16 protein-coding genes are annotated in these 18340 nt (G+C 68.8%); 9 read left to right on the forward strand and 7 right to left on the reverse strand.

Features of this window, described 5'->3' with window-relative positions; translation table 11 throughout:
* Positions 1-85 precede the first annotated feature (85 nt).
* From ASC95_RS16185 to ASC95_RS16205, 5 genes are all read left to right on the forward strand, one after another.
* Positions 86-760 (forward strand): DUF3348 family protein, encoded by a 675-nt coding sequence (locus tag ASC95_RS16185; protein WP_057298738.1) that lies wholly within the window; start codon positions 86-88, stop codon positions 758-760.
* On the forward strand, positions 760-3273 hold the full coding sequence (locus ASC95_RS16190; RefSeq protein WP_057298739.1) for a hypothetical protein: 2514 nt from the start codon (positions 760-762) through the stop codon (positions 3271-3273). The genes ASC95_RS16185 and ASC95_RS16190 overlap by 1 nt, the downstream gene beginning before the upstream one ends.
* Positions 3266-3919 (forward strand): OmpA family protein, encoded by a 654-nt coding sequence (locus ASC95_RS16195; RefSeq protein ID WP_057298740.1) that lies wholly within the window; start codon positions 3266-3268, stop codon positions 3917-3919. The genes ASC95_RS16190 and ASC95_RS16195 overlap by 8 nt, the downstream gene beginning before the upstream one ends.
* Positions 3919-4431 carry a DUF2894 domain-containing protein gene (locus ASC95_RS16200; protein ID WP_057298741.1) on the forward strand — a complete coding sequence of 171 codons (513 nt, stop codon included), beginning with the start codon at positions 3919-3921 and terminating at the stop codon, positions 4429-4431. The genes ASC95_RS16195 and ASC95_RS16200 overlap by 1 nt, the downstream gene beginning before the upstream one ends.
* Before the next feature lie 83 nt (positions 4432-4514).
* Entirely contained in the window at positions 4515-5159 is a 645-nt protein-coding gene (locus tag ASC95_RS16205; protein ID WP_057298742.1) for a glutathione S-transferase family protein, read from the forward strand.
* A 157-nt stretch (positions 5160-5316) separates the two neighbouring features.
* Here ASC95_RS16205 and ASC95_RS16210 read toward each other — a convergent pair whose 3' ends face one another.
* The 7 genes from ASC95_RS16210 to ASC95_RS16240 form a co-directional block, all read right to left on the reverse strand.
* Positions 5317-8514: a CHAT domain-containing protein gene (locus tag ASC95_RS16210; RefSeq protein WP_056200417.1), complete on the reverse strand. Its 3198-nt coding sequence runs from the start codon at positions 8512-8514 to the stop codon at positions 5317-5319.
* 1 nt (position 8515) lies between these two features.
* Positions 8516-8842 (reverse strand): GYD domain-containing protein, encoded by a 327-nt coding sequence (locus ASC95_RS16215; protein WP_082532823.1) that lies wholly within the window; start codon positions 8840-8842, stop codon positions 8516-8518.
* A gap of 27 nt (positions 8843-8869) precedes the next feature.
* Positions 8870-10444 (reverse strand): hypothetical protein, encoded by a 1575-nt coding sequence (locus tag ASC95_RS16220; RefSeq protein WP_057298743.1) that lies wholly within the window; start codon positions 10442-10444, stop codon positions 8870-8872.
* A 13-nt stretch (positions 10445-10457) separates the two neighbouring features.
* Positions 10458-11693 (reverse strand): CHAT domain-containing protein, encoded by a 1236-nt coding sequence (locus ASC95_RS16225; protein ID WP_162250789.1) that lies wholly within the window; start codon positions 11691-11693, stop codon positions 10458-10460.
* 263 nt (positions 11694-11956) lie between these two features.
* Positions 11957-12658, reverse strand: coding sequence for a creatininase family protein (locus tag ASC95_RS16230; protein ID WP_057298745.1), 702 nt, complete (start codon positions 12656-12658; stop codon positions 11957-11959).
* On the reverse strand, positions 12655-14232 hold the full coding sequence (locus ASC95_RS16235) for an ABC transporter substrate-binding protein (RefSeq protein ID WP_200960155.1): 1578 nt from the start codon (positions 14230-14232) through the stop codon (positions 12655-12657). The genes ASC95_RS16230 and ASC95_RS16235 overlap by 4 nt, the downstream gene beginning before the upstream one ends.
* 218 nt (positions 14233-14450) lie before the next feature.
* Entirely contained in the window at positions 14451-14882 is a 432-nt protein-coding gene (locus ASC95_RS16240) for a GNAT family N-acetyltransferase (RefSeq protein WP_200960156.1), read from the reverse strand.
* 128 nt (positions 14883-15010) lie between these two features.
* On the opposite strand from ASC95_RS16240, the gene ASC95_RS16245 reads away from it, so the two are divergent.
* Genes ASC95_RS16245 through ASC95_RS16255 form a run of 4 tightly spaced genes read left to right on the forward strand, consistent with a single transcriptional unit; the run spans position 15011 to position 18318 of the window.
* On the forward strand, positions 15011-15937 hold the full coding sequence (locus tag ASC95_RS16245) for an N-acetylmuramoyl-L-alanine amidase (protein WP_200960157.1): 927 nt from the start codon (positions 15011-15013) through the stop codon (positions 15935-15937).
* A complete protein-coding gene (locus ASC95_RS16250; protein ID WP_057298748.1) occupies positions 15937-16950 on the forward strand; it encodes an ABC transporter permease in 1014 nt (337 codons plus the stop codon). Before ASC95_RS16245 ends, ASC95_RS16250 begins: the two co-directional genes overlap by 1 nt.
* 7 nt (positions 16951-16957) lie before the next feature.
* Positions 16958-17425 (forward strand): hypothetical protein, encoded by a 468-nt coding sequence (locus ASC95_RS30760; protein WP_157256350.1) that lies wholly within the window; start codon positions 16958-16960, stop codon positions 17423-17425.
* Entirely contained in the window at positions 17422-18318 is an 897-nt protein-coding gene (locus ASC95_RS16255; RefSeq protein WP_057298749.1) for an ABC transporter permease subunit, read from the forward strand. Before ASC95_RS30760 ends, ASC95_RS16255 begins: the two co-directional genes overlap by 4 nt.
* Positions 18319-18340: the final 22 nt, after the last annotated feature.

Genomic DNA, 18340 nt, shown 5'->3' on the forward strand with positions numbered 1-18340 from the left:
CGCCGGGGCGCAAATGCCCTTTTGATCGGGGTTCACTAAACTCTCGCCCTTTTTCCTCGCGCGCCCATACAGGCGCGCCAGCCCCATGCAAGCCCTCCCACCGCAGCCCCTCGCACCCGAGCCCCTGGCCCGGCTGCTGCTGCAATGGGGCGTCGCACCGGTGGCTGCTGGGCCGGTGGCCGAGCGCCTGGGCGGCTGGCTGGGTTGGGCGGAGGCCATCGGCCTGTCCCAGTTGCTGGCCACGGCGCCTGCTGCCGGCGCCAACGCCGCCGCCCGCCGAGAGGCCATGGACTGGGCCGATGCCGCGCTGGCCCGACTGCAGGAAGAGCTGACCGCCGCCTTCGACGACGCCCTGCTCGCGCGCGAATCCGCCGAAGCCGCGCCAGACGGCGTGCCGCTGGCCGACCTGCTGGCGCCCTACCGCCTGCACCACGCCCAGCAGCAGCGCAACATGGCCGCGCGCGTGGCCACACTGCGCGAGCGCCTGCGCCCCCGGCTGGCCGAAGCCTCGGGTGCATTGGCCCGGCTGGCCCAGCTGGATGCGGTGTTCGAGCGTGCCATCGTCGTGCAGGAGCGCCCGCTGTTGGCCGGCCTGCCCGCGCTGCTGACGAAACGCGCGACAGATCATCACGCCGCCGACCCGCGCCGTTGGCGCACCCGCTTCTGGGCCGACCTGCAGCGCGCGCTGCGCGCCGAGCTGGACCTGAGATTGCAACCGGTGCAGGGGCTCATTGAAGCCCTGCATCAAGCTGAATCCTGATGAACCGCTTCCTGAACGTCCTCTATTCCCTCGCCCTGGCCGCCGGCCTCGCGGGCATTGCCGGCGCCGCGCTGGCCGCCGCCCGCCACCACCCGGTGGCGCTGGCAATGACGCTGCTGATCGCGGCCTTCTTTGCCATCGGCATCTGGGAGCTGACCGCCTTTCGCCGCAGCAGCCGCGAGCTGGATGCCGCGCTGGACGCCGAGCCGAAAGAGGGTTGGGTCGCGACATTGCCCGCCGCCCTGCGCGCCAGCGTGCAGCAGCGCCTGGAAGGCCTGCGCGTGGCCCTGCCCGGCCTGGCTCTCGCGCCGGCGCTGGCCGGCCTGCTGGTGCTGCTGGGCATGCTGGGCACCTTCATCGGCCTGGTCATCACATTGAGCAGCACGGCCAGTGCCCTGGGCCAGACGGCCGATCTCGCCGCACTGCGCACCGCACTGAGCGCGCCGGTGCAGGGCCTGGGCCTGGCCTTCAGCGCCAGCGTGGCCGGCGTGACGGGCTCGGCCATGCTGGGCCTGATGGTGGCGCTGGCACGGCGTGAACGCGCGGCCGTGTCGGGCCAGCTCGACACCGCCCTGCTCGGCAAGCTGCGCCCGCTGACCGCCGCGCACCGCCGCGCACTGGAGCAGCAGGCCACCGAAGCTGCCGCGGCTGAAGCGGCGCAGCAGCGCCAGCTTGAACTCGTCGCCCAATTGCAGCTGCATGCGAAACAGATGGCCGACCTGCTCGCCGCGCAGAACGACCGCTTCCACGGCGAGACCCACCAGGCCTATGCCGCGCTGGCCGCCAGCGTGGACACCACCTTGCGCAGCAGCCTGGCCGAGAGCGCCCGCCTGGCCGGTGCCGCCATCCAGCCCGCCGCCGAAGCCGCAATGGCCGGCATTGCCCGCGAGGCCGCCGCCCTGCATGAGCGCGTGGGCACGCAGGTGGCCGGCCAGCTCGGTGCGCTGAGCAGTCGCTTCGAAGCCGGCGTGGCGCAAATCGCCCAGCAGGGCGAGGCCGCTGCCGACGCACAAGCGGAGGGCCTGGCCCAGCAGCGCGAGGCCGCACTGAAACTGCTGGCCGACACGGGCGCCGCCACGCAGCAGGCGGTGGATCGCCTGGGTGAACGCTGGGCCGCGCAGGCGCAAGACCTGTTGGCCGCACAGGCGCAAGCCGACACTGCCCGCGCCGCCGCGCTGGGCCGCCAGATTGACGCGCTGGCCGAGCAACGTGCCGCCACCCAGCAAGCCATCGCCGACACCGCCGAGCGCTTTGCCGCACAGACGCAGACGCTGCTGGACCGCGTGGCCGAGGCGCAAGCCCGGCAGCAGGTCCTGCAAGCCGAGCTTGACACCCAGCGCCGCGCCGAGTCCCAGGCCGACGCCGAGGCGCTCGCACAGCAGCGCGCCGCCAACGAGCAGTTGCTGGCCGCCCAGCGCGAGGCCGCGCAACAGCTGCTGGCCGACAGCGGCGAGCGAGCCCAGAATGCGCTGACCGCGCTGACCACCGGCTTCTCCGCGCAGACCAGGGACCTGCTGGACCGCATCGCCGACACGCAGACCCGCCACGCGGCGCTGCAGGCCGAGCTGGACAGCCAACGCCGCGCCGAGGCCCGCGCCGACGCCGAGGCCCTGGCCCGGCAACGCACCGCCAACGAACAGCTGCTGATCGCCCAGCGCGAAGCCGCGCAGCAACTGCTGGCCGCCAGCGGCGAACGTGCCCAGAGCGCCTTGACCGAGCTGACCGCCGGCTTTGCTGCGCAGACACAGGCCGCTGTCACCACGCTGGCCGAGGCACACACGCAGCTGCAATCGGCCCATGCCGCGCACGATGCCGAGCGCCTGGCCGCATGGCGCACCGAACTGCAGTCGGCCGGCGCCACGCAGTTGGCCCAGCAGCAGCAACTGGCCGATGGCCTGCTGCGGCACACCCGCGAGCTGGTCGCGCAGACCGAGGCCCAGGCCAAGACCACGCTGAGCGAAGCCGGCGCGTTGCTGCAGGCCGCCGGCGAAGCCCCACGCGCAGCCGTCGAAGTGGTTGCCGCGTTGCGCGAGCAATTGGCACAGAGCCAGGCCCAGGACCGCGCGGCCCTGGCCGAGCGCGCCGAACTGATGCAGACGGTCTCGACGCTGCTGGCCTCGCTGCAGCAAGCCGCTGGTGAACAGCGCGCTGCCATCGATGCCTTGGTGGCCAGCTCCGCCACCCAGCTCGAAGCCCTGGGCCAGCACTTCACCGCGCAGGCCGACGCCACCGGCGAGAAGCTGGCCGAAGCCGCGACGACCCTGGCCGCCAGCGCCGCCGAGATGGGCAGCCTGGGCGAAGGCTTTGGTGCGGCGGTGGAGCAGTTCCAGGGCGCCAATGCCCAGTTGGTGCAGCACCTGGCCGCGCTGGAAGAGCGCCTGGCCGGCGCGATGACGCGCAGCGACGAACAGCTGAGCTATTACGTGGCCCAGGCGCGCGAGGTCATTGACCTGTGCCTCGGCTCGCAGAAGCAGGTGCTGGACGCGCTGCAGGGAGCTGCCGCGAATGGATGAGCCGCTGGAGATCGAGCAGGAAGGTGTCGGCACGCCCGCCTGGGCCGCGTTCGGCGACCTGATGGCCGGTGTGCTGGGCGCCTTCGTGCTGGTGCTGGCGGCGGCGCTGGTGGGCCAGCTGGATCTCGCCAACCAGCTCAAGGCCGAGGTGGAGCAGCGCCAGGCCGAGCAGGCGCGCCGCGAAGCACTCGAGCGCGCGCTGGCCGGCCCGCTGGCCGACGGCCGCATCACGCTGGTCGAAGGCCGCATCGGCATCAGCGGCGCGGTGCTGTTCGCCATCGGCTCCGACCAGCTGCACGCCGACGGCCGCGCGCTGATCAAGAGCCTGGCCGTGCCGCTGCGCACCTATCTTGCCCAGCGCGACGAGATCCTGATGGTCAGCGGCTTCACCGATGACCGCGGCATGCTGACCGGCAAGGGCGCGCCGAAGTTCAGCGACAACTGGGAGCTGTCGGCCCAGCGCGCATTGACGGTGACGCGCACGCTGATGGCCGAGGGGCTGCCGCCGGACGCGGTGTTTGCCGCCGCCTTCGGGCCGCAGCAGCCGGTGGCGTCCAACGACGACGCGTCGGGCCGCGCGCTGAACCGCCGCGTCGAGATCGCACCCACGCCGCGGCCCAGGCGGGCGGCGGCATCGGCCCCGTGATGGACGACCCCGTCGCCTGGGTGCAAGCCCGGGCCGAAGTCGATCCCGTGCGCCGGCGCGTGCTGGACGCGCTGGCGCGGCGGGCGTCTGCGCTGGCGCCGGGCGCGCTGCGCGAACGGCTGGTTGCGCGGCTGGTGCAGCGCGCCGAGGCTGAGCCGGTCGCGCTGCCGGTGCGTCGGACTGCAAACGCCACAAGCCCACTGACCGAACTTGTCGCCCAGTTGCAGGCCGGTCCCGAGCTACGCAATGTGCAGGCCCACCGCCGCACCTGGAGCGCGCTGCGCCTGACGCGCCGCATGGCCGAGGTCAGCGCACCGGTGCCCGAACACCTGGGGCCGCTGAACAGCCAGGTGCTGGTCTCCCGTGCGCTGCAGCAGTTGCAGGCCCTGTCGCCCGACTATCTGCAGCGCCTGCTGACCCAGATCGATGCACTGGCCGCACTGGCACCGCTGCAGGTTGCCGCCGAAAGCGATGCCAGGCCGGCCCGCAAGCCCGCCGCTCGGCGGCGTTGACGCGCACAGCAGCTCGCTGCTGACAGGATCTGACAGGGCTCGGGCGCGAAGATGACAACGCTGCCAACCCTCCAGCCTGCCGCATGACGCCCATCCTCTACTTCTCCCGCAACCCCAACCCACGCCTGGCCGTCGCGGCGGCGAAGTATTTGGCCGCGCCGGTCACCTACGAGTTCGCCGCGCCGTTGGCCCCCGGCCAGGCAGACAACTACCGCCATTTCAATCCCTCGCTGCGCCTGCCCATCCTTGTCGAGGCCGACGGCAGCTCACTGTTCGAGGCGGATGCCATCGCCTGCCGCCTGTCGCAGATGGTGGGCTCGGAGTTCTGGCGCACCGGCGCGGAGCTGCCGGACATGATCCGCTGGATCAGCTGGAGCCGCGACAACTTCATGCATGCCTGCGACATGGTGCACTTCGAGCGCGGCACCAAGCAGCGCTACAAGCTGGGCGCGCTGGACGAAGACCTGGTGGCGCGCGGCACCGAGCGCTTCCACGCGACCGCATCCATCCTCAACGCTCACCTGAGCAAGCAGGACTGGCTGCTGGCCAGTGGCCTGTCCTACGCCGACTTCCGCATGGGCGTCTTCCTGCCCTACAACGATGTGGCCCAACTCCCGCTGAGCGACTACCCGGCCGTGGCGGCATGGCATGCGCGGCTGATGACGCTGCCGGCCTGGGCCGATCCGTTTGAGGGGCTGAGCGCGCCGGAGTTGCCGCCTGTGGCTTAGGCTCGATGCGGTTCAGCCAGGTAGTTGTCGACCGTGAGCCGACATCAAGGAGCCTGTGTTGGACGCCCCGGAGAGTCGTCCGCATGCTTCTTGGTTGATCATCTGCGATTGGCTTGCCGTGGAATGTGGGCATAAGCCCCAACGTCCACCCAGAAGGCTAGCCTCCGGCGAACATCAGCCGGGCGAAGGGGTCACCGAAGTAGGCGTACGACTGTGCCGTTGGATCGTCGGGCCGCTCGGCGCGCAGTTCCTGCAACGCCTCTCCAATCGTGCAGCCCGTCAGTAGCCTGGCGTAGAAGGCGACGCTGAAGGCTGCTGCGTCGGCATCGAACACTGGCCAGTACGGCGCGATTACACCGCTCCAGCCAGCTTCGATGCAGTTACCCGCGAAGCCGCCCGCCCTCGCCAACACGCGACCGGCCCGGCCCACGCTGCAGGCGTTGAGGTACAGCACCGGCTGCGCGCGGTCGCCTAGCCCGGTGGCGGCGAAGGCCATCGCGGGAATCGACTCGCCTCCCTCGATCTGCAGCGAACTCAGGTCAGCATTGGGCCCCGTATCACCGTGGCCAGAGAAGTGCACCAGTTGCACGTCGTCCTGGCTCAGCAGGCGGTCGAGGTTGGCACGCGTGGCTGGCTGCCAGGACGCGGCCTGCGGCAGCAGCCCGCGCAGTTCCTCAAGTTCGGCCAGCGCCCAGGGCAGGCCGGCGGCTTGTGCATCGGGAATAACCAACGCCGCGTGCCGCACGAGCAGCGCCTGCGGCTGCGGCCGCGCGCCGATGCCAGGGCGCCAGCGGCCCATTACGTGGGCCGTGCCCAACGGCGGAAGCCGCGTCCACTGGCCGTCGACGCGGCCGCTGGGCCGCACGATCTCCCACGGGAAGGACAGCTCGTCGGAGAACACGAACAGCGAGCGCGGCGGTACCGGCAGCGCCGCCAGGCGCATGTACTCGGTGCGGAAGGCCTGAGGCAGATGCAGCCAGAGCTGGTCGCCGAGGTCGCCCAGCGTGGTTATGAAGCGCCGGTTCCACGCGGCCAGCTCGCGCTCGAAGGCGGCGTCGTCGAGCGCTTCGCCGGGGAAGTCCGCGAAGCGCCTGTCCACCGCATCCGACAGGTATTGCGACAGCTCGCGTCCGTCGAGGTCGAAGCTGCCAAAGGGGCGCGACTCGTACTCGTCGCCTTCCACCACGGAGCGCACTTCGAGATCGAAGCGGCTGCGGCCGGCCTCGGGCTGGCGCACGCACAGCACAAGGTCGGCCTGTTCGCGCCGACGCGACGCCAACAGCCGCAAGGGGTTGGAGCGCGTCGGCGGCGTGGCCCCGCCGCTCGCATGGCCGCGCGGCACCACCCGCGTGGACTGGCGCACGCCGCCGACGCACTCATTGCCGCGCCAGAACGACACGTCCACCTGGCGCTCTACCGGCGCGGCGCCGGCGTCCAGTGCCGTCAGGGCAAAGGTGGTGAACTCCGTATTCGGGTCCCGCTCGCGTTTGACGATCAGGCGACGGCAGCGCTCGCCGTCGATGCGAAATCCGGGTGCGCTCACTTCCGCCGTCAGCTCGACCTCGGCGCTGCCGGGCTCGAAGCTAAGGCTGAGGCGGCCGGAGGACGCCTGGCGGGCTGGCGGATTGAGTGCGACGTACAGAGCTACGGTCCTGCCAGCCTCGACGCTTTGCGGGAAGCTGATCTCGGGATCACGCTCCACGTGGTTGGAATCGGAGGACGGGGCAGAGGCTGGAGTCTCCAGCCTCTCCTGGCCGGGCGCGCGTGGCCCGCGCAGGCCGCCTCTGCGTGGCTGAACGGAATCTCCCATCGCGACCGGCGCGGATTGGCACGGGAGCAGCCGCAACCGGTCGAAGAAGTCGTCGATGTGGTCCAGCGTGCGCGGCTGGGAGAAGAAGGCCGTGTGCCACACGCCGTCAGCGGCGCCGTACACCAGGGGGTCGGGAATCGGAAACGAAGGGTGCCCGTTGGCGGCGAACACGCCCTGCTGGGGCACCACCAGGTCGTTGGCCACCGGCCGGCCGTTGCGTTCGAACACGCGGTCCATCACCCCGTTGCCCAACCGGTCGATCAACCAGCCGTTGTCGCGCCCAAGCTGGGGCTCGTAGTCAGCCGCGGCGGCGGCGTAGAACGCCGGGGCCTTGTCGGTGGCGCGGTTGAGTGTATCGACGATGTAGGACTGGCGCGTGCCCAGACTCGCGATGCCTGGGAGACCCTTGGCAGCCGAGTGCCCGGCCAGCGCCACCAGTCCCAGCAGCACCTCGATGGAGTACGCCACCGTGCCGTCGGGCAGGCTGGTCAGGCAGTTGGTGAACAGGTCCAGCATATCGATCATGTGATCGGCGTCGCCCAGCGGCGAGCCCGCGTTGGGTGTGCCGGCGAAGTACACGCCGCTGATGTGGCAGACGTCGTGGTCGATGAGAGCACCCGCGCGCTCGGTCAGCGAGCGCGCGACGATGCCGCCGCGGCTATGGCACACGATGTGGAGCTCCAACGGCGCAACCGGCTTGGCATCAAACAGCATGCGCAGGAAATGCGCGGCGTTGTCCTGCGGTGAGACGCTCACCGTCGGGTGGTCGTAGGCGATCACGCGACCCTGGTAGCGCTCGTGCCAGCGCTGCATCGCCTCGCGCGGCAGGCCGTTGAGCATGCCCGAGACGGAGCTGAAGATGCCGTGGATCAGCAGCAGCACCGGTCCGCCGCGCAATGCGTCCCAGTCGGCGAACGGCTCGGCAGACGAGTTGCGGTAGTTGTCGGGCGTCACGCGCCACACGCGTGCAGGCCGGGCGCGGTTCTCGATGTTTTCGGCCAACCAGCGCACGGGGTCCTGCAGCAGAGCCGAGGCGACCGGCAGCACCAGCACTTTGAACAGCTTGCGGCCCAGCTTGGTGATGGGACCGCGCAGGTTGCGCCGGGGCATGCCGGCGCCGAGGGCCTGGCGTGCCGCTGCGGTGCGCAGCGGCACGCGGATGCCGGGGGCCGCGGCGGCCCGTAGGCCGGGGCGTGGCGCCGTGGCGAAGTGCCAGCTCAGGCCGCCCGACTCGTCCTGATAGAGCACGACGCGAGGGGCGAGGTCGCCCGGTGCTCTCGCGGGCGCGATCTCGATCTCGTCGGCGGCGCCGGCCTGCAGGCGCGTCGCCTGCAATTGCAGCGTCTCCTGCACGGCGATGCCGGCCAGACGCAGCGCGCGGTCGAACTCCGGGCTGGTGTCGATATCCGCCGGCAGGCTGCGCAGCCCCGGCGTGCTGCGTTGCTGGCGCAACTCACCGTGGCCGGCCAGCCCATGCACCGTGGTGCCGTTGGCGAAGTGCAGCGCCTGCGGCTGCGCCGGCAGGGCGATGGCTTCCTGCGCCACTTCAGTCCTGCCCCTCGATGCCGAGCACTTCCCGGGCCATCTTCTTGGCCTGGGCAATGCCCTCAGGCGTGACCAACGATGTGCTGCGGATGCCGTGCACGCGGCCCAGCGTGTACTGCGCCATCAGGCAGGCGAGCGCCGTGTCGTTGTCCGGGAACTCGGCGATGGCCATGCCGTCGTAGTCTCCCAGGCAGAAAAAGAAGTGGTGCAGCGTGCCCCCGAAGGCTTCGGTGGCATTGCGGACGTCGTCGGCGCGCTCGGTCTCTTCGGCCAGCATCCGCTTGACCTGATCGTCCTTGTAACGCCATTGGTGCAGGTACATCGGCATGGCCAGCTCTCTGGTGGGGTGTTCGGTTCAGCCCTGCAGGACAGGGCGCAGGCGCGCCGATGTGGGCGCGGCCATCGTTTCGGGTGGGACCACGGGCTGCTCACCGCGAGCCAAGTGGGGCACGACCGCGCCAATGATGGCGCCGAAGCCAAGCGAGAACAGCACGTTGAAGAGCACGTCGATCAGGTCGGGAGTGCCCCGCTGGATGACGCCAGTGAAGATCAGCGCCTGCAGCAGGGCCGAGACGGCCATCCATGCGCAGCCCATGGCCAGTGCGTCGCACAGCCTGCGCCGCAGGGGCGAGAGGCGCCGCCAGCGGTGGTCCTGGATGAGCCAGGCCAGCATGGCCGCCGTCGTGAATGGGGACAGCGTGAAGAAGCGGGCTTCCTTCAGGCGCGCGACAACACCTTCCCAACCATTGGTCAGCGAGCCGGCGACAAGGTTGATCAGCAGCATCGCGACAACGGAGGCCAGCCCCGCCGCAACGACGAATGTCACCGGGGTGCGCCGCGTGAGGCCGGCATTGGCGAATCCGAAGTGCAGCTTGGGCATGATGGCGCTGGCCAGCGCGCCGACCTGGGTGGTCAAGATGACGATGAACAGTTGGGGTTGGCTCAGCACGTTGCTGGGCAGGCGCGGCGCCAGCCAGAAGTACACCCCCAGCCCGAAGAACAGCACAAGGACGCCTTGCAGCAGCCCGCCGTAGACCCGGGGCGTGGGCTCAGGTGTCAACTCGAATCCCATGCACTGCAAGGCCTCGTCGCGTCGGCCCGCGCTGCGGTGGACGGTGAAGGCCGCGCGCGCGCACAGCAGGCTGGCATCGAGCAGGAAGGCGTTGGCGTCTTCGCAGAGGCCGGCCAGCGAGTCGTGCACCATCGCGCGCAGCAGTTTGTCGGTTTCCTCGTCCTGGGCCGCGCTGGGCGACGCCTCGCTGAACTGCAACCGCAGTTCGCCCACCCGCTCGATGGACTTCAGCGCCCGCGCCGAACGCAATGTCAGGCGGTGGAAGCACTGGCGCAGCTCGTCGAACTCGTTGCGGGCCTCCAGCAGGAAGGCGCCGTACCGGCTGTTCTCCTCCCATTCGCGGATCTGCAGGAACAGCTCCGTGGCGCGCATCAGCAGTCGGTATGCCGGCTGAGTGATGGGCAGCGGGTCAGACTGCGGATCAATGCCGCTGCGCAGCAGCATGACCAGCGCCCGCTCCGCCCGCTCGGGTGGACTGCGGAAGTTGGCATCCACCAGCCTCTGCGCTTGGCGGTGCGCCTCGGCGGGCACATTGGCGATGCGCAGCAGCAACAGGTTGCGTATCGGCCGCGACAGCTGCGGGGCGAGGATGGTACAGACGGTCAGGCCCATGGCGCACCAGGTCGATGTGCCCCCGGGCGGTGCGGGCTTGAAAGCACTGAACAGGCGGTGCAGCACGGCGGCAAGCAGCAGGAACAAGAACAGGAAGCCCAGCACGTTCAGCGCCGCGGCCGAATCGCTGCGCCAGCGCGTGGTGTAGCTGCTCACCCAACTCGGCCGGTACCAGGCCGTCAACGCGATCACGACGACGAGCAGGGAACCCCCGATCGCCCGCCTCCATATGTAGAACTCTTCCATGGCGTCCCACCTCTCAGGCGTTCGGAAGCAGCCGCCGCAACGCGGCCTGCGCGTTGCGGCGGCGCGCGTCGTGGTCTTCCTTGGGGGGAGCCGGCTGGGGCGTCACCGCCAGCAGCGGGACGGGCCGCGAAGGCGTGGGCTCCACCGGCACCGGGTGCGGCGGGCGCTTGACGTCGAAGAACAGATCGGCGCCCATGCGCGTGAACAGCACGGGAATGCCCCATTCGACAGGGTTCTCCACCTGCATCGCGACGCGGCCGATGGTGAGCGCCTTCTCCACCGTCTGGCCGGTCACCAGCGCGTTGTAGAAGCGACTGGCGAAAGACACGGCCGCTTCGTTGGACACCGGGAACTGCATCGCCACCGAGGCGGCGATGCCCGAGCGCACCAGGGCTTCGCCGGGGCTTGCGCCACAGCCGCTGTCGCAGCAGTTGAGCACCGCCAGGCGCAGATGACCCGCAGTTCGCAGAATCCTCGCCAGTTGCGTGGGCGTGATCTTCTTCGCGCCGCCCTTGCCGTCGCCGAACACCAAATAGCCCTCGGTGTGACGCGTGCCATCGTCGTCAATGACCGGATCCGTGCCGCCGTGCCCGATAAAGTGGAACACATGCCAGTCGCCTTGCGTCAGCATGTCGAGCAGGTCGTCAACCGTGTGGCCGTTGACCCAACGCAGGTTCACCATTTGTTTGCTGTTCTCGATCTTGTCGATGGCGGTCTCGATGCCGTGCTTCTCCTTGTCGAAGTCCAGCTTTTCCCACTCACCACCAGGGTCGGCGATCATGCCCAGCACGTTCAGCGGCGCCGTGATTGCCTGGAAAGCGCGCGCCGTCGCTTCATGGAAGCGCACCAGCGGCGAACGGCTGGACAGCGAGATATAAGTGCGGGCCGGGTCGCGGGAGGTCTCGTCAAAGACGTATTCCCACGGCAGTACCGCAAGTTCCGGAGGCTCCACCATCAGCTTCACCCGAAGGCCTTCGAACTGCCCCGGCTGGTTGTCGACGAACTCCAGGCTACCGTTGAAGCGGCGCGCTATGGGCTCGGCGTCCGTGAACACCGACTTGAACATGTCACCGCCGAAGTCGCGTAGCTTTTTCTCGTGCGGCGAGACTGCACCGCGTGAATTGCGCAGACGGCCCCGCAGGATCGCGTTCTCAAGCTCCAGTCGCAGCTCGCGATGGCTTTGTTCGAACGGCCACTTCCACACGGCAGGATCCGACGCGCCGATCGGTGAGCGCATCACCTGCGCCATGTACTGGTCGCCTTCGGCCCAGATGCGCAGGTCGAAGTCTTCAAATGAGGCCATGTCGTCCCCCTGCGCGGCTCGAAGGCCACGTTTCGTCGTGTTACAGATGCATCACTCTGAGCGCATTGGCGACGGTGCGCATCCGCCTTTTTGGGGATGTCTCCATATAGAAAGTCCCAACGCTCGCTGCAGTGAACAAATGAACCTGAAGCAGCTGGTGGCAACTGACCGCTCCTGGCCGACAGCTGCTCTGACTGAACCAAAGTAAGCTAAGCCCAAGGGCCGTTGATCAGCGCTCGCGTCTCCTCGACAGCGATGCGCCACATCTGCAGCACCTCGGCGTCAGGTCGCTCATAGGCGCCGCCGAAGTTGCCATCGCCCGCCAGCTCGCGCGCCGCATCGGGCGGTAGCACGGCGTAGCGCTGGTAGTCCACCGGCGGCTTGCGTCCCTCGGGCTGAGTGACACCGGCCAAGCGCGTCCACGGCAGGTTCTCCATCCACGACGCGTGGGCGGACTGCGGGTCGATGCCTTTCACATAGGCCAGCGTCTCCGGTGAATTCCACCAGTTGTGGAAGCGCACCCGCGTGCGCGGGTGTGCGGCCATCCACTCAGCCACCGCGGCTGCCACGGGCTGGTTGCCCCCGTGGCCGTTGACGATGAGGATGCGCCGAAAGCCTTGGTGGTCGAGGCTGTCGAGCAGGTCGTGGACGACGCGCACCATCGTCTCGACCTTCAACGTGACGGTGCCGGGATAGCTCATGAAGCTCGGCGTGATGCCGAAGGGCAGCACCGGGAATACCGGCACGCCCAGCGGCTCGGCCGCTTCCACGGCGACACGCTCGGCCAGGATGGCGTCGACCGCGAGGCTGAGATAGGCATGCTGCTCGGTGCAGCCGATGGGCAGCAGGCACCGGTCGTCGGCCTTGAGGTAGGCCTCGAGCTGCATCCAGTTCATGTCCGAAATTTTCATTTCACGTCCACAGCCGAATAATTGTTGAGGCCGAAGGGGCTGACCTTCATGCCGGTGACGCGCTGGCTCGTCGCAATGGCTGTCGTCGGGTAGGTCAGCGGCACCCAGGGCGCGTCATCGCGGTAGAGGGCTTGCGCGCGCCGGTAGAGCGCGTCGCGTTTGCCCTGATCGGCCGTCTCGCGCGCTTCGGCCAGCAGCGCGTCGAAGTCCTTGCGGCACCAGCGAGCGACATTGCTGCCGCCAGCCACGGCCGCGCAGGCGAAGTTGGGGGTCAGGAAGTTGTCGGGGTCGCCGTTGTCCGAGGCCCAGGCCAGCAGCGTCGCGTCATGTTCGCCAGCGCGGGTGCGTTTGAGCAGTTCGCCGAACTCCAGCGTGACGATCTCCACCTTGACACCGATGCGCGCCCAGTCGGCCTGCAGCAGCTCGGCGGTCGCCTTGGGGTTGGGGTTGGTGGCCCCGGCGCCAGCGCGTATCCACAGTTTCAGCGCAAAGCCGTTGGCCAGGCCGGCGCGTTGAAGCAGTTCGCGGGCCTTGGCGAGGTCCTGGGGCGCCGGCCCGGCCTTGTCGTCATAGCTCCACTGCGAGGGCGGATAGGGATTGCCGGCCGGGCTGGCCGCACCGCCATAGACGGCGCGGGCGATCGATGCGCGGTCGGTCGCCAGCCCCAGGGCCTGGCGCGCGCGGCGGTCGTCCAGTGGCTTGTGCTCCACATTCAGCCCGACAAAGGTCGTGACGAGGCCGGGGCCGGTCAGCAGCTGGAGCTTGCCGTCACTGCGGATCTCGTCCCAGGTCTGCGGCATGGGGTAGAGGCCGATGTCGCATTCGCCGGCCTTCAGGCGCTGCAGCCGCGTCGCGGCGTCGGGCGAGATGGAGAAGATCAGCTTGTCCAACGCCACCTTGCCGCGGAAATAACCAGGGTGGGCGTCGTAGCGCACCACGGCGTCCTTCACATAGCTGCGAAAGACAAAGGGGCCGGTGCCGACCGGCCGCAAGTTCATATCTTCCATGCGGCCGGCGGCCTGCAGCGCTTGCGCGTACTCCGCTGACAGCACGCTGAGGAAGCCCATGGCCAGGTCGGCCAGGAAAGGCGCTTCGGGCCGCGCCAGCTCGATGCGCACGGTGCGTGCGTCCACCGCCGTGACGCTCTTGACCAACTGGCCGAATTGCATCGCCGCCGCGTAGTACCAGCCCTGGCGCGGCTGGCCATGCCAGCGGTGTTTGGGGTCGATCTGGCGCATGAAGCTGTAGACCACATCGTCGGCCGTCAGCGGCCGCGTCGGCCTGAACCAGGGCGTGGTGTGGAAGGCCACGCCGGCGCGCAGATGGAAGGTATAGGTCCGGCCGTCGGCACTGACATCCCAACGCTCGGCCAGGGCCGGCATCAGTTTCGTCGTGCCGGGCTCGAACTCGACGAGGCGGTTGTAGAGGGCCTCGGACGACGCATCGGCCGTGGAGTTGGCGTGGAAAAGCGAGTAGTCGAAGCCATCGGGGCTGGCTTCGGTGCAGACGGTGAGGGTCTTGGCAGAGGCCGCGACCGAGGCGGCCGTCAGCGCGAGCACGATCAGGCGTTTCATGTCAGTCATCCATTCACGAGCGAAGCGGAGTATTGCGGGCCGAGCGCTGGGCCTGCCATGGGCCAGAGGCCCATGGCGTTCCGTAGGCACAAGCAGTCCGCAGGGACTGCTTGTGTCCGACTCCACCTCGCCGAGCCGGCCCGCTTGGGCGATGTGCTTGAGGCTCGATGCCGCAAGCATCGCCGTCCCCGAGGGGGACTGACCAGGCTCGCCCGCGTTCAGCGGGGCGAGATTGGGCGAGGGGCGTCACGCTTCCAGGCCATGCCCAGCGTGCGCGGCGCCGTGTGCACAAAGCCGAACTGGGCATAAAGGGCGTCGGCCGGCACGTCGGCCAAGAGGCTGACATAGCCTGTCTCGGGCACGTGCTCGCGCAGCCAGGCGGCGATCTCGCCCATGATGCGCTTGCCCAGGCCCCGGCCCTGGTGCTCGGGCAGCACGGCAATGTCGACGACCTGGAAGGCCGTGCCGCCGTCGCCGATGACACGGCCCATGCCGACGGGCTCGCCCTCATGCAGGATCTGCACCGCGAACAGCGTACCGGGCAGGCCACGTGCGGCCGCCTCGGCCGACTTGGGGCTGAGGCCGCAGGCGACGCGCAGGTGGCGGTAGGTGTCGGCCGAGGGCGTGGCATGCAGCGTCGTGTAGCTCATGGCAAGCATTCAACCATCACCTGCACTCATACCTGCAGCGCCCTCCGACATGGCCCCTGCGGGCTGGCCCCGGGGCCACCGGGTCGGGTGCGCTGCAACAATCCGGGTCTGGCCACGCCTTCCCTCGCATGAAGTCCACCTCCCTCGTTGCCGCCACCCTGGCCCTGCTGCTCAGCGCCTGCGCCGGCGTGCCGACGCCCCCCGCTACGCCTGCCACGCCCTCGGCGCCTGCTGCACCCTCCATGGCCGCGGGCCCTGCCGCCACCGTGCGTGCACCCAACATTGACCGCAGCTACACCTCGCAGAACCAGGACAGTCGCGCCCTCTACATCGTGCTGCACTACACCGTGCTGGACTGGGAGAAGTCGCTGAAGGTGCTGACGACCGGCGGCCAGGTGTCGGCCCACTATCTGGTGCGCGACAACCCGGTGGCCAGCTATGCGCTGGTGGACGAGAACCGCCGTTCCTGGCATGCGGGCGCGAGCTTCTGGGCCGGCAACACCAACCTGAACTCGGCCTCCATCGGCATCGAGATCGTCAACGCCGGCCATGTGGACGGCCCCGGTGGCCGCATCTACGCGCCCTTCCCGCAGGCCCAGGTGGACGAGGTCATCGCCCTGGTCCGCGACATCCAGAAGCGCCATAACGTCAAGCCCGAGCGCATCATCGGCCACGCCGACATCGCTCCGGGCCGCAAGCAGGACCCGGGCCCGCAGTTTCCCTGGAAGCAGTTGGCGGACGCGGGGCTGATCCCCTGGCCGGACGGGCCGCTGGTGACGGTGAAGATGCTGGAACACGAGGTGGCGCCGCGCGAGGTGGCCTGGCTGCAGGAGCGGCTGGCTCGCATCGGCTACAACGTGTCGCGTTCCGGCCAGATGGACGTGCTGACCCGCGAGGTCATCGCCACCTTCCAGATGAAGTACCGTCCACGCGACATCTCGGGCACGCTGGATGCCGAGACGGCCGCGCTGATCGAAGTGGCATCCACGCCCACCGCGATGCGCGTGGCCGGCGCGGCGGACACGGAGACGCGGCCCTACACGTCGCGCTGGTGATGCTCGCCTTCCTGCTCAAACGACTGGCCACGCTGGTGCCGACGCTGATCGGCATCACGATCGTCGCCTTCGGCCTGATCCGCCTGGTGCCCGGCGATCCCATCGAGGTCATGATGGGCGAGCGCCGCCTGGACCCCGAGACGCATGCAGCCCTGGTCAAGCGCATGGGGCTGGACCAGCCGCTGCCGGTGCAGTATCTGGACTACGTGGGCAAGCTCATGAGAGGCGACCTGGGCCAGAGCCTGGTCAGCCGCGAACCGGTCAGCAAGGAGTTCGCGGCGCTGTTCCCGGCCACCGTCGAGCTGGCCACGGCCGCCTTGATCTTTGCCGTCGGCTTCGGCCTGCTGCTGGGCGTCAGCGCCGGGCTCAAGCGGGGCTCGCTGCTGGACCAGGGCGTGATGGGCACCGCCACCGTCGGCTATTCGATGCCGGTGTTCTGGTGGGGGCTGATCCTCATCATGTTCTTCTCGGTCAACCTCGGCTGGACGCCGGTGTCGGGCCGTATCGGCATCGAGTTCGACCCGGAGCGTGTGACCGGCTTCATGCTGATCGACTCGTGGCTGAGCAGCGAGGAAGGCGCCTTCAAATCCGCGCTGATGCACCTCATCCTGCCGGCCCTGGTGCTGGGCACCAGCACGCTGGCGGTGGTGGCGCGCATGACGCGCTCCAGCATGCTTGAGGTGCTGCGCGAGGACTATGTGCGCACGGCGCGCGCCAAAGGCCTGTCACCGACTCGCGTGGTGGTGGTGCATGCCCTGCGCAATGCGTTGATCCCGGTGCTGACGGTCGTCGGCCTGCAGACCGGTAGCCTGCTCGCCGGCGCGGTGCTGACGGAGACCATCTTCTCCTGGCCGGGCATCGGCAAATGGCTGATCGACTCCATCGGGCGGCGCGACTATCCGGTCGTGCAGGCTGGCATCCTGATCTCGGCGCTGACCTTCATCGGTGTGAACCTGATCGTGGATGTGCTGTATGGCGTGGTGAATCCGCGGATTCGGGGCGGGGGGCATTGAGGCAATCATGACTAGGGCGCTGCGTTCCGTGTCTGAGGTATGGGCCACTCTTGGCTTTGGCTGTTTGCTCGCCGCCGCCATGGGAGGCGGGCTGCTGGCATGGCAGCTGGCGGCCTTGGATGGGCAACCTATCGAGCGCTCGAGTGGATTCGTTGCTGTCATGCAGCCTGAAAACAAGGGCTACGTTCTTCAAACCGCGGGCCGTAGTCGAATCAGCTGCACACGCGATTTCTGCGGATATCCCAGCTCAGCTCTCGACCTGGGTATCACTCGCACCTACTACATGGTCGGGGGCCGTCTGATTGGCGTGGAGCGGGACGGAGAACTCATTGATCTGCGCGACGAACTGCGCGCGAAGTGGCGCGCCAGCTTGTGGATACCAGGGGTTGCGGCAGCGTTGGCGATTCCGTGTTTCTGGGCAGCAATCAGATCGCGAAAAGCCAAGCCGCCTGAATCGTCAAGGACTCCCGCTTGAATTCGACATCCGTCATTGCCATCGAGCCGCCCGGCCCCCTGCGCGAGTTCTGGCTGGGCTTTGCCTCCAATCGCGGCGCCCTGGTCGCGCTGATCGTCTTCGCACTGATCGCCATTGCCTCCCTGTTCGCACCACTGATCGCCCCGCACGACCCCATCGAGCAATACCGCGATTTCATGTTGACGCCGCCCATCTGGGCCGAAGGCGGCAACACGCGCTTCCTGCTGGGCACGGACGAACTGGGCCGCGACATGCTGAGCCGGCTGCTGCATGGCGGCCGCGTGTCGCTGGGCATTGGCCTCGCCGCGGTCCTGATGTCGCTGCTGCCCGGCGTGCTGCTGGGCCTGCTGGCGGCCTTCTTCCAGCGCTGGCTGTCGCCCGCCATCATGCGCGTGATGGACATCGTGCTGGCCCTGCCGGCCCTGCTGCTGGCCATCTGCGTCATCACCATCCTCGGCCCGGGCCTGGTCAACACCGTCATCGCCATTGCCATCGGCGCATTGCCCGGCTATGTGCGGCTGACGCGCGCCGCGGCCCTGGGCGAGATCGGGCGCGACTATGTGACGGCCAGCCGCGTCGCTGGCGCCCATGTGTGGCGGCTGATGTTCATCACCGTGCTGCCCAATTGCATGGCGCCGCTGATCGTCAATGCGACGCTGTCGTTTTCCTCTGCAATTCTGGAGACGGCAGGTCTGGGTTTTCTCGGCCTGGGCGTGCAGGCGCCCACGCCCGAGTGGGGCACCATGCTGTCGTCAGCACGGGACTACATCACGCGGGCACCGTGGGTTGTGACGCTGCCGGGCCTGACCATCCTGGTGACGGTGCTGGCCATCAACCTGATGGGCGACGGGCTGCGGGATGCGCTGGACCCGAAGTTGAAGAAAGTGGCTTGATGGCGCTCAGGCAAAAACCAAT

Source organism: Pelomonas sp. Root1217, assembly GCF_001425705.1.
GTDB lineage: Bacteria > Pseudomonadota > Gammaproteobacteria > Burkholderiales > Burkholderiaceae_C > Pelomonas.

Bases quoted from the DNA above. Each gene is read 5' to 3' on its own strand.
- ASC95_RS16185 (WP_057298738.1), top strand. From the start codon at position 86: ATGCAAGCCCTCCCACCGCAGCCCCTCGCACCCGAGCCCCTGGCCCGG.
- ASC95_RS16190 (WP_057298739.1), top strand. From the start codon at position 760: ATGAACCGCTTCCTGAACGTCCTCTATTCCCTCGCCCTGGCCGCCGGC.
- ASC95_RS16195 (WP_057298740.1), top strand. From the start codon at position 3,266: ATGGATGAGCCGCTGGAGATCGAGCAGGAAGGTGTCGGCACGCCCGCC.
- ASC95_RS16200 (WP_057298741.1), top strand. From the start codon at position 3,919: ATGGACGACCCCGTCGCCTGGGTGCAAGCCCGGGCCGAAGTCGATCCC.
- ASC95_RS16205 (WP_057298742.1), top strand. From the start codon at position 4,515: ATGACGCCCATCCTCTACTTCTCCCGCAACCCCAACCCACGCCTGGCC.
- ASC95_RS16215 (WP_082532823.1), bottom strand. From the start codon at position 8,842: ATGCCGATGTACCTGCACCAATGGCGTTACAAGGACGATCAGGTCAAG.
- ASC95_RS16220 (WP_057298743.1), bottom strand. From the start codon at position 10,444: ATGGAAGAGTTCTACATATGGAGGCGGGCGATCGGGGGTTCCCTGCTC.
- ASC95_RS16225 (WP_162250789.1), bottom strand. From the start codon at position 11,693: ATGGCGCAGGTGATGCGCTCACCGATCGGCGCGTCGGATCCTGCCGTG.
- ASC95_RS16230 (WP_057298745.1), bottom strand. From the start codon at position 12,658: ATGAAAATTTCGGACATGAACTGGATGCAGCTCGAGGCCTACCTCAAG.
- ASC95_RS16235 (WP_200960155.1), bottom strand. From the start codon at position 14,232: ATGAAACGCCTGATCGTGCTCGCGCTGACGGCCGCCTCGGTCGCGGCC.
- ASC95_RS16240 (WP_200960156.1), bottom strand. From the start codon at position 14,882: ATGAGCTACACGACGCTGCATGCCACGCCCTCGGCCGACACCTACCGC.
- ASC95_RS16245 (WP_200960157.1), top strand. From the start codon at position 15,011: ATGAAGTCCACCTCCCTCGTTGCCGCCACCCTGGCCCTGCTGCTCAGC.
- ASC95_RS16250 (WP_057298748.1), top strand. From the start codon at position 15,937: ATGCTCGCCTTCCTGCTCAAACGACTGGCCACGCTGGTGCCGACGCTG.
- ASC95_RS30760 (WP_157256350.1), top strand. From the start codon at position 16,958: ATGACTAGGGCGCTGCGTTCCGTGTCTGAGGTATGGGCCACTCTTGGC.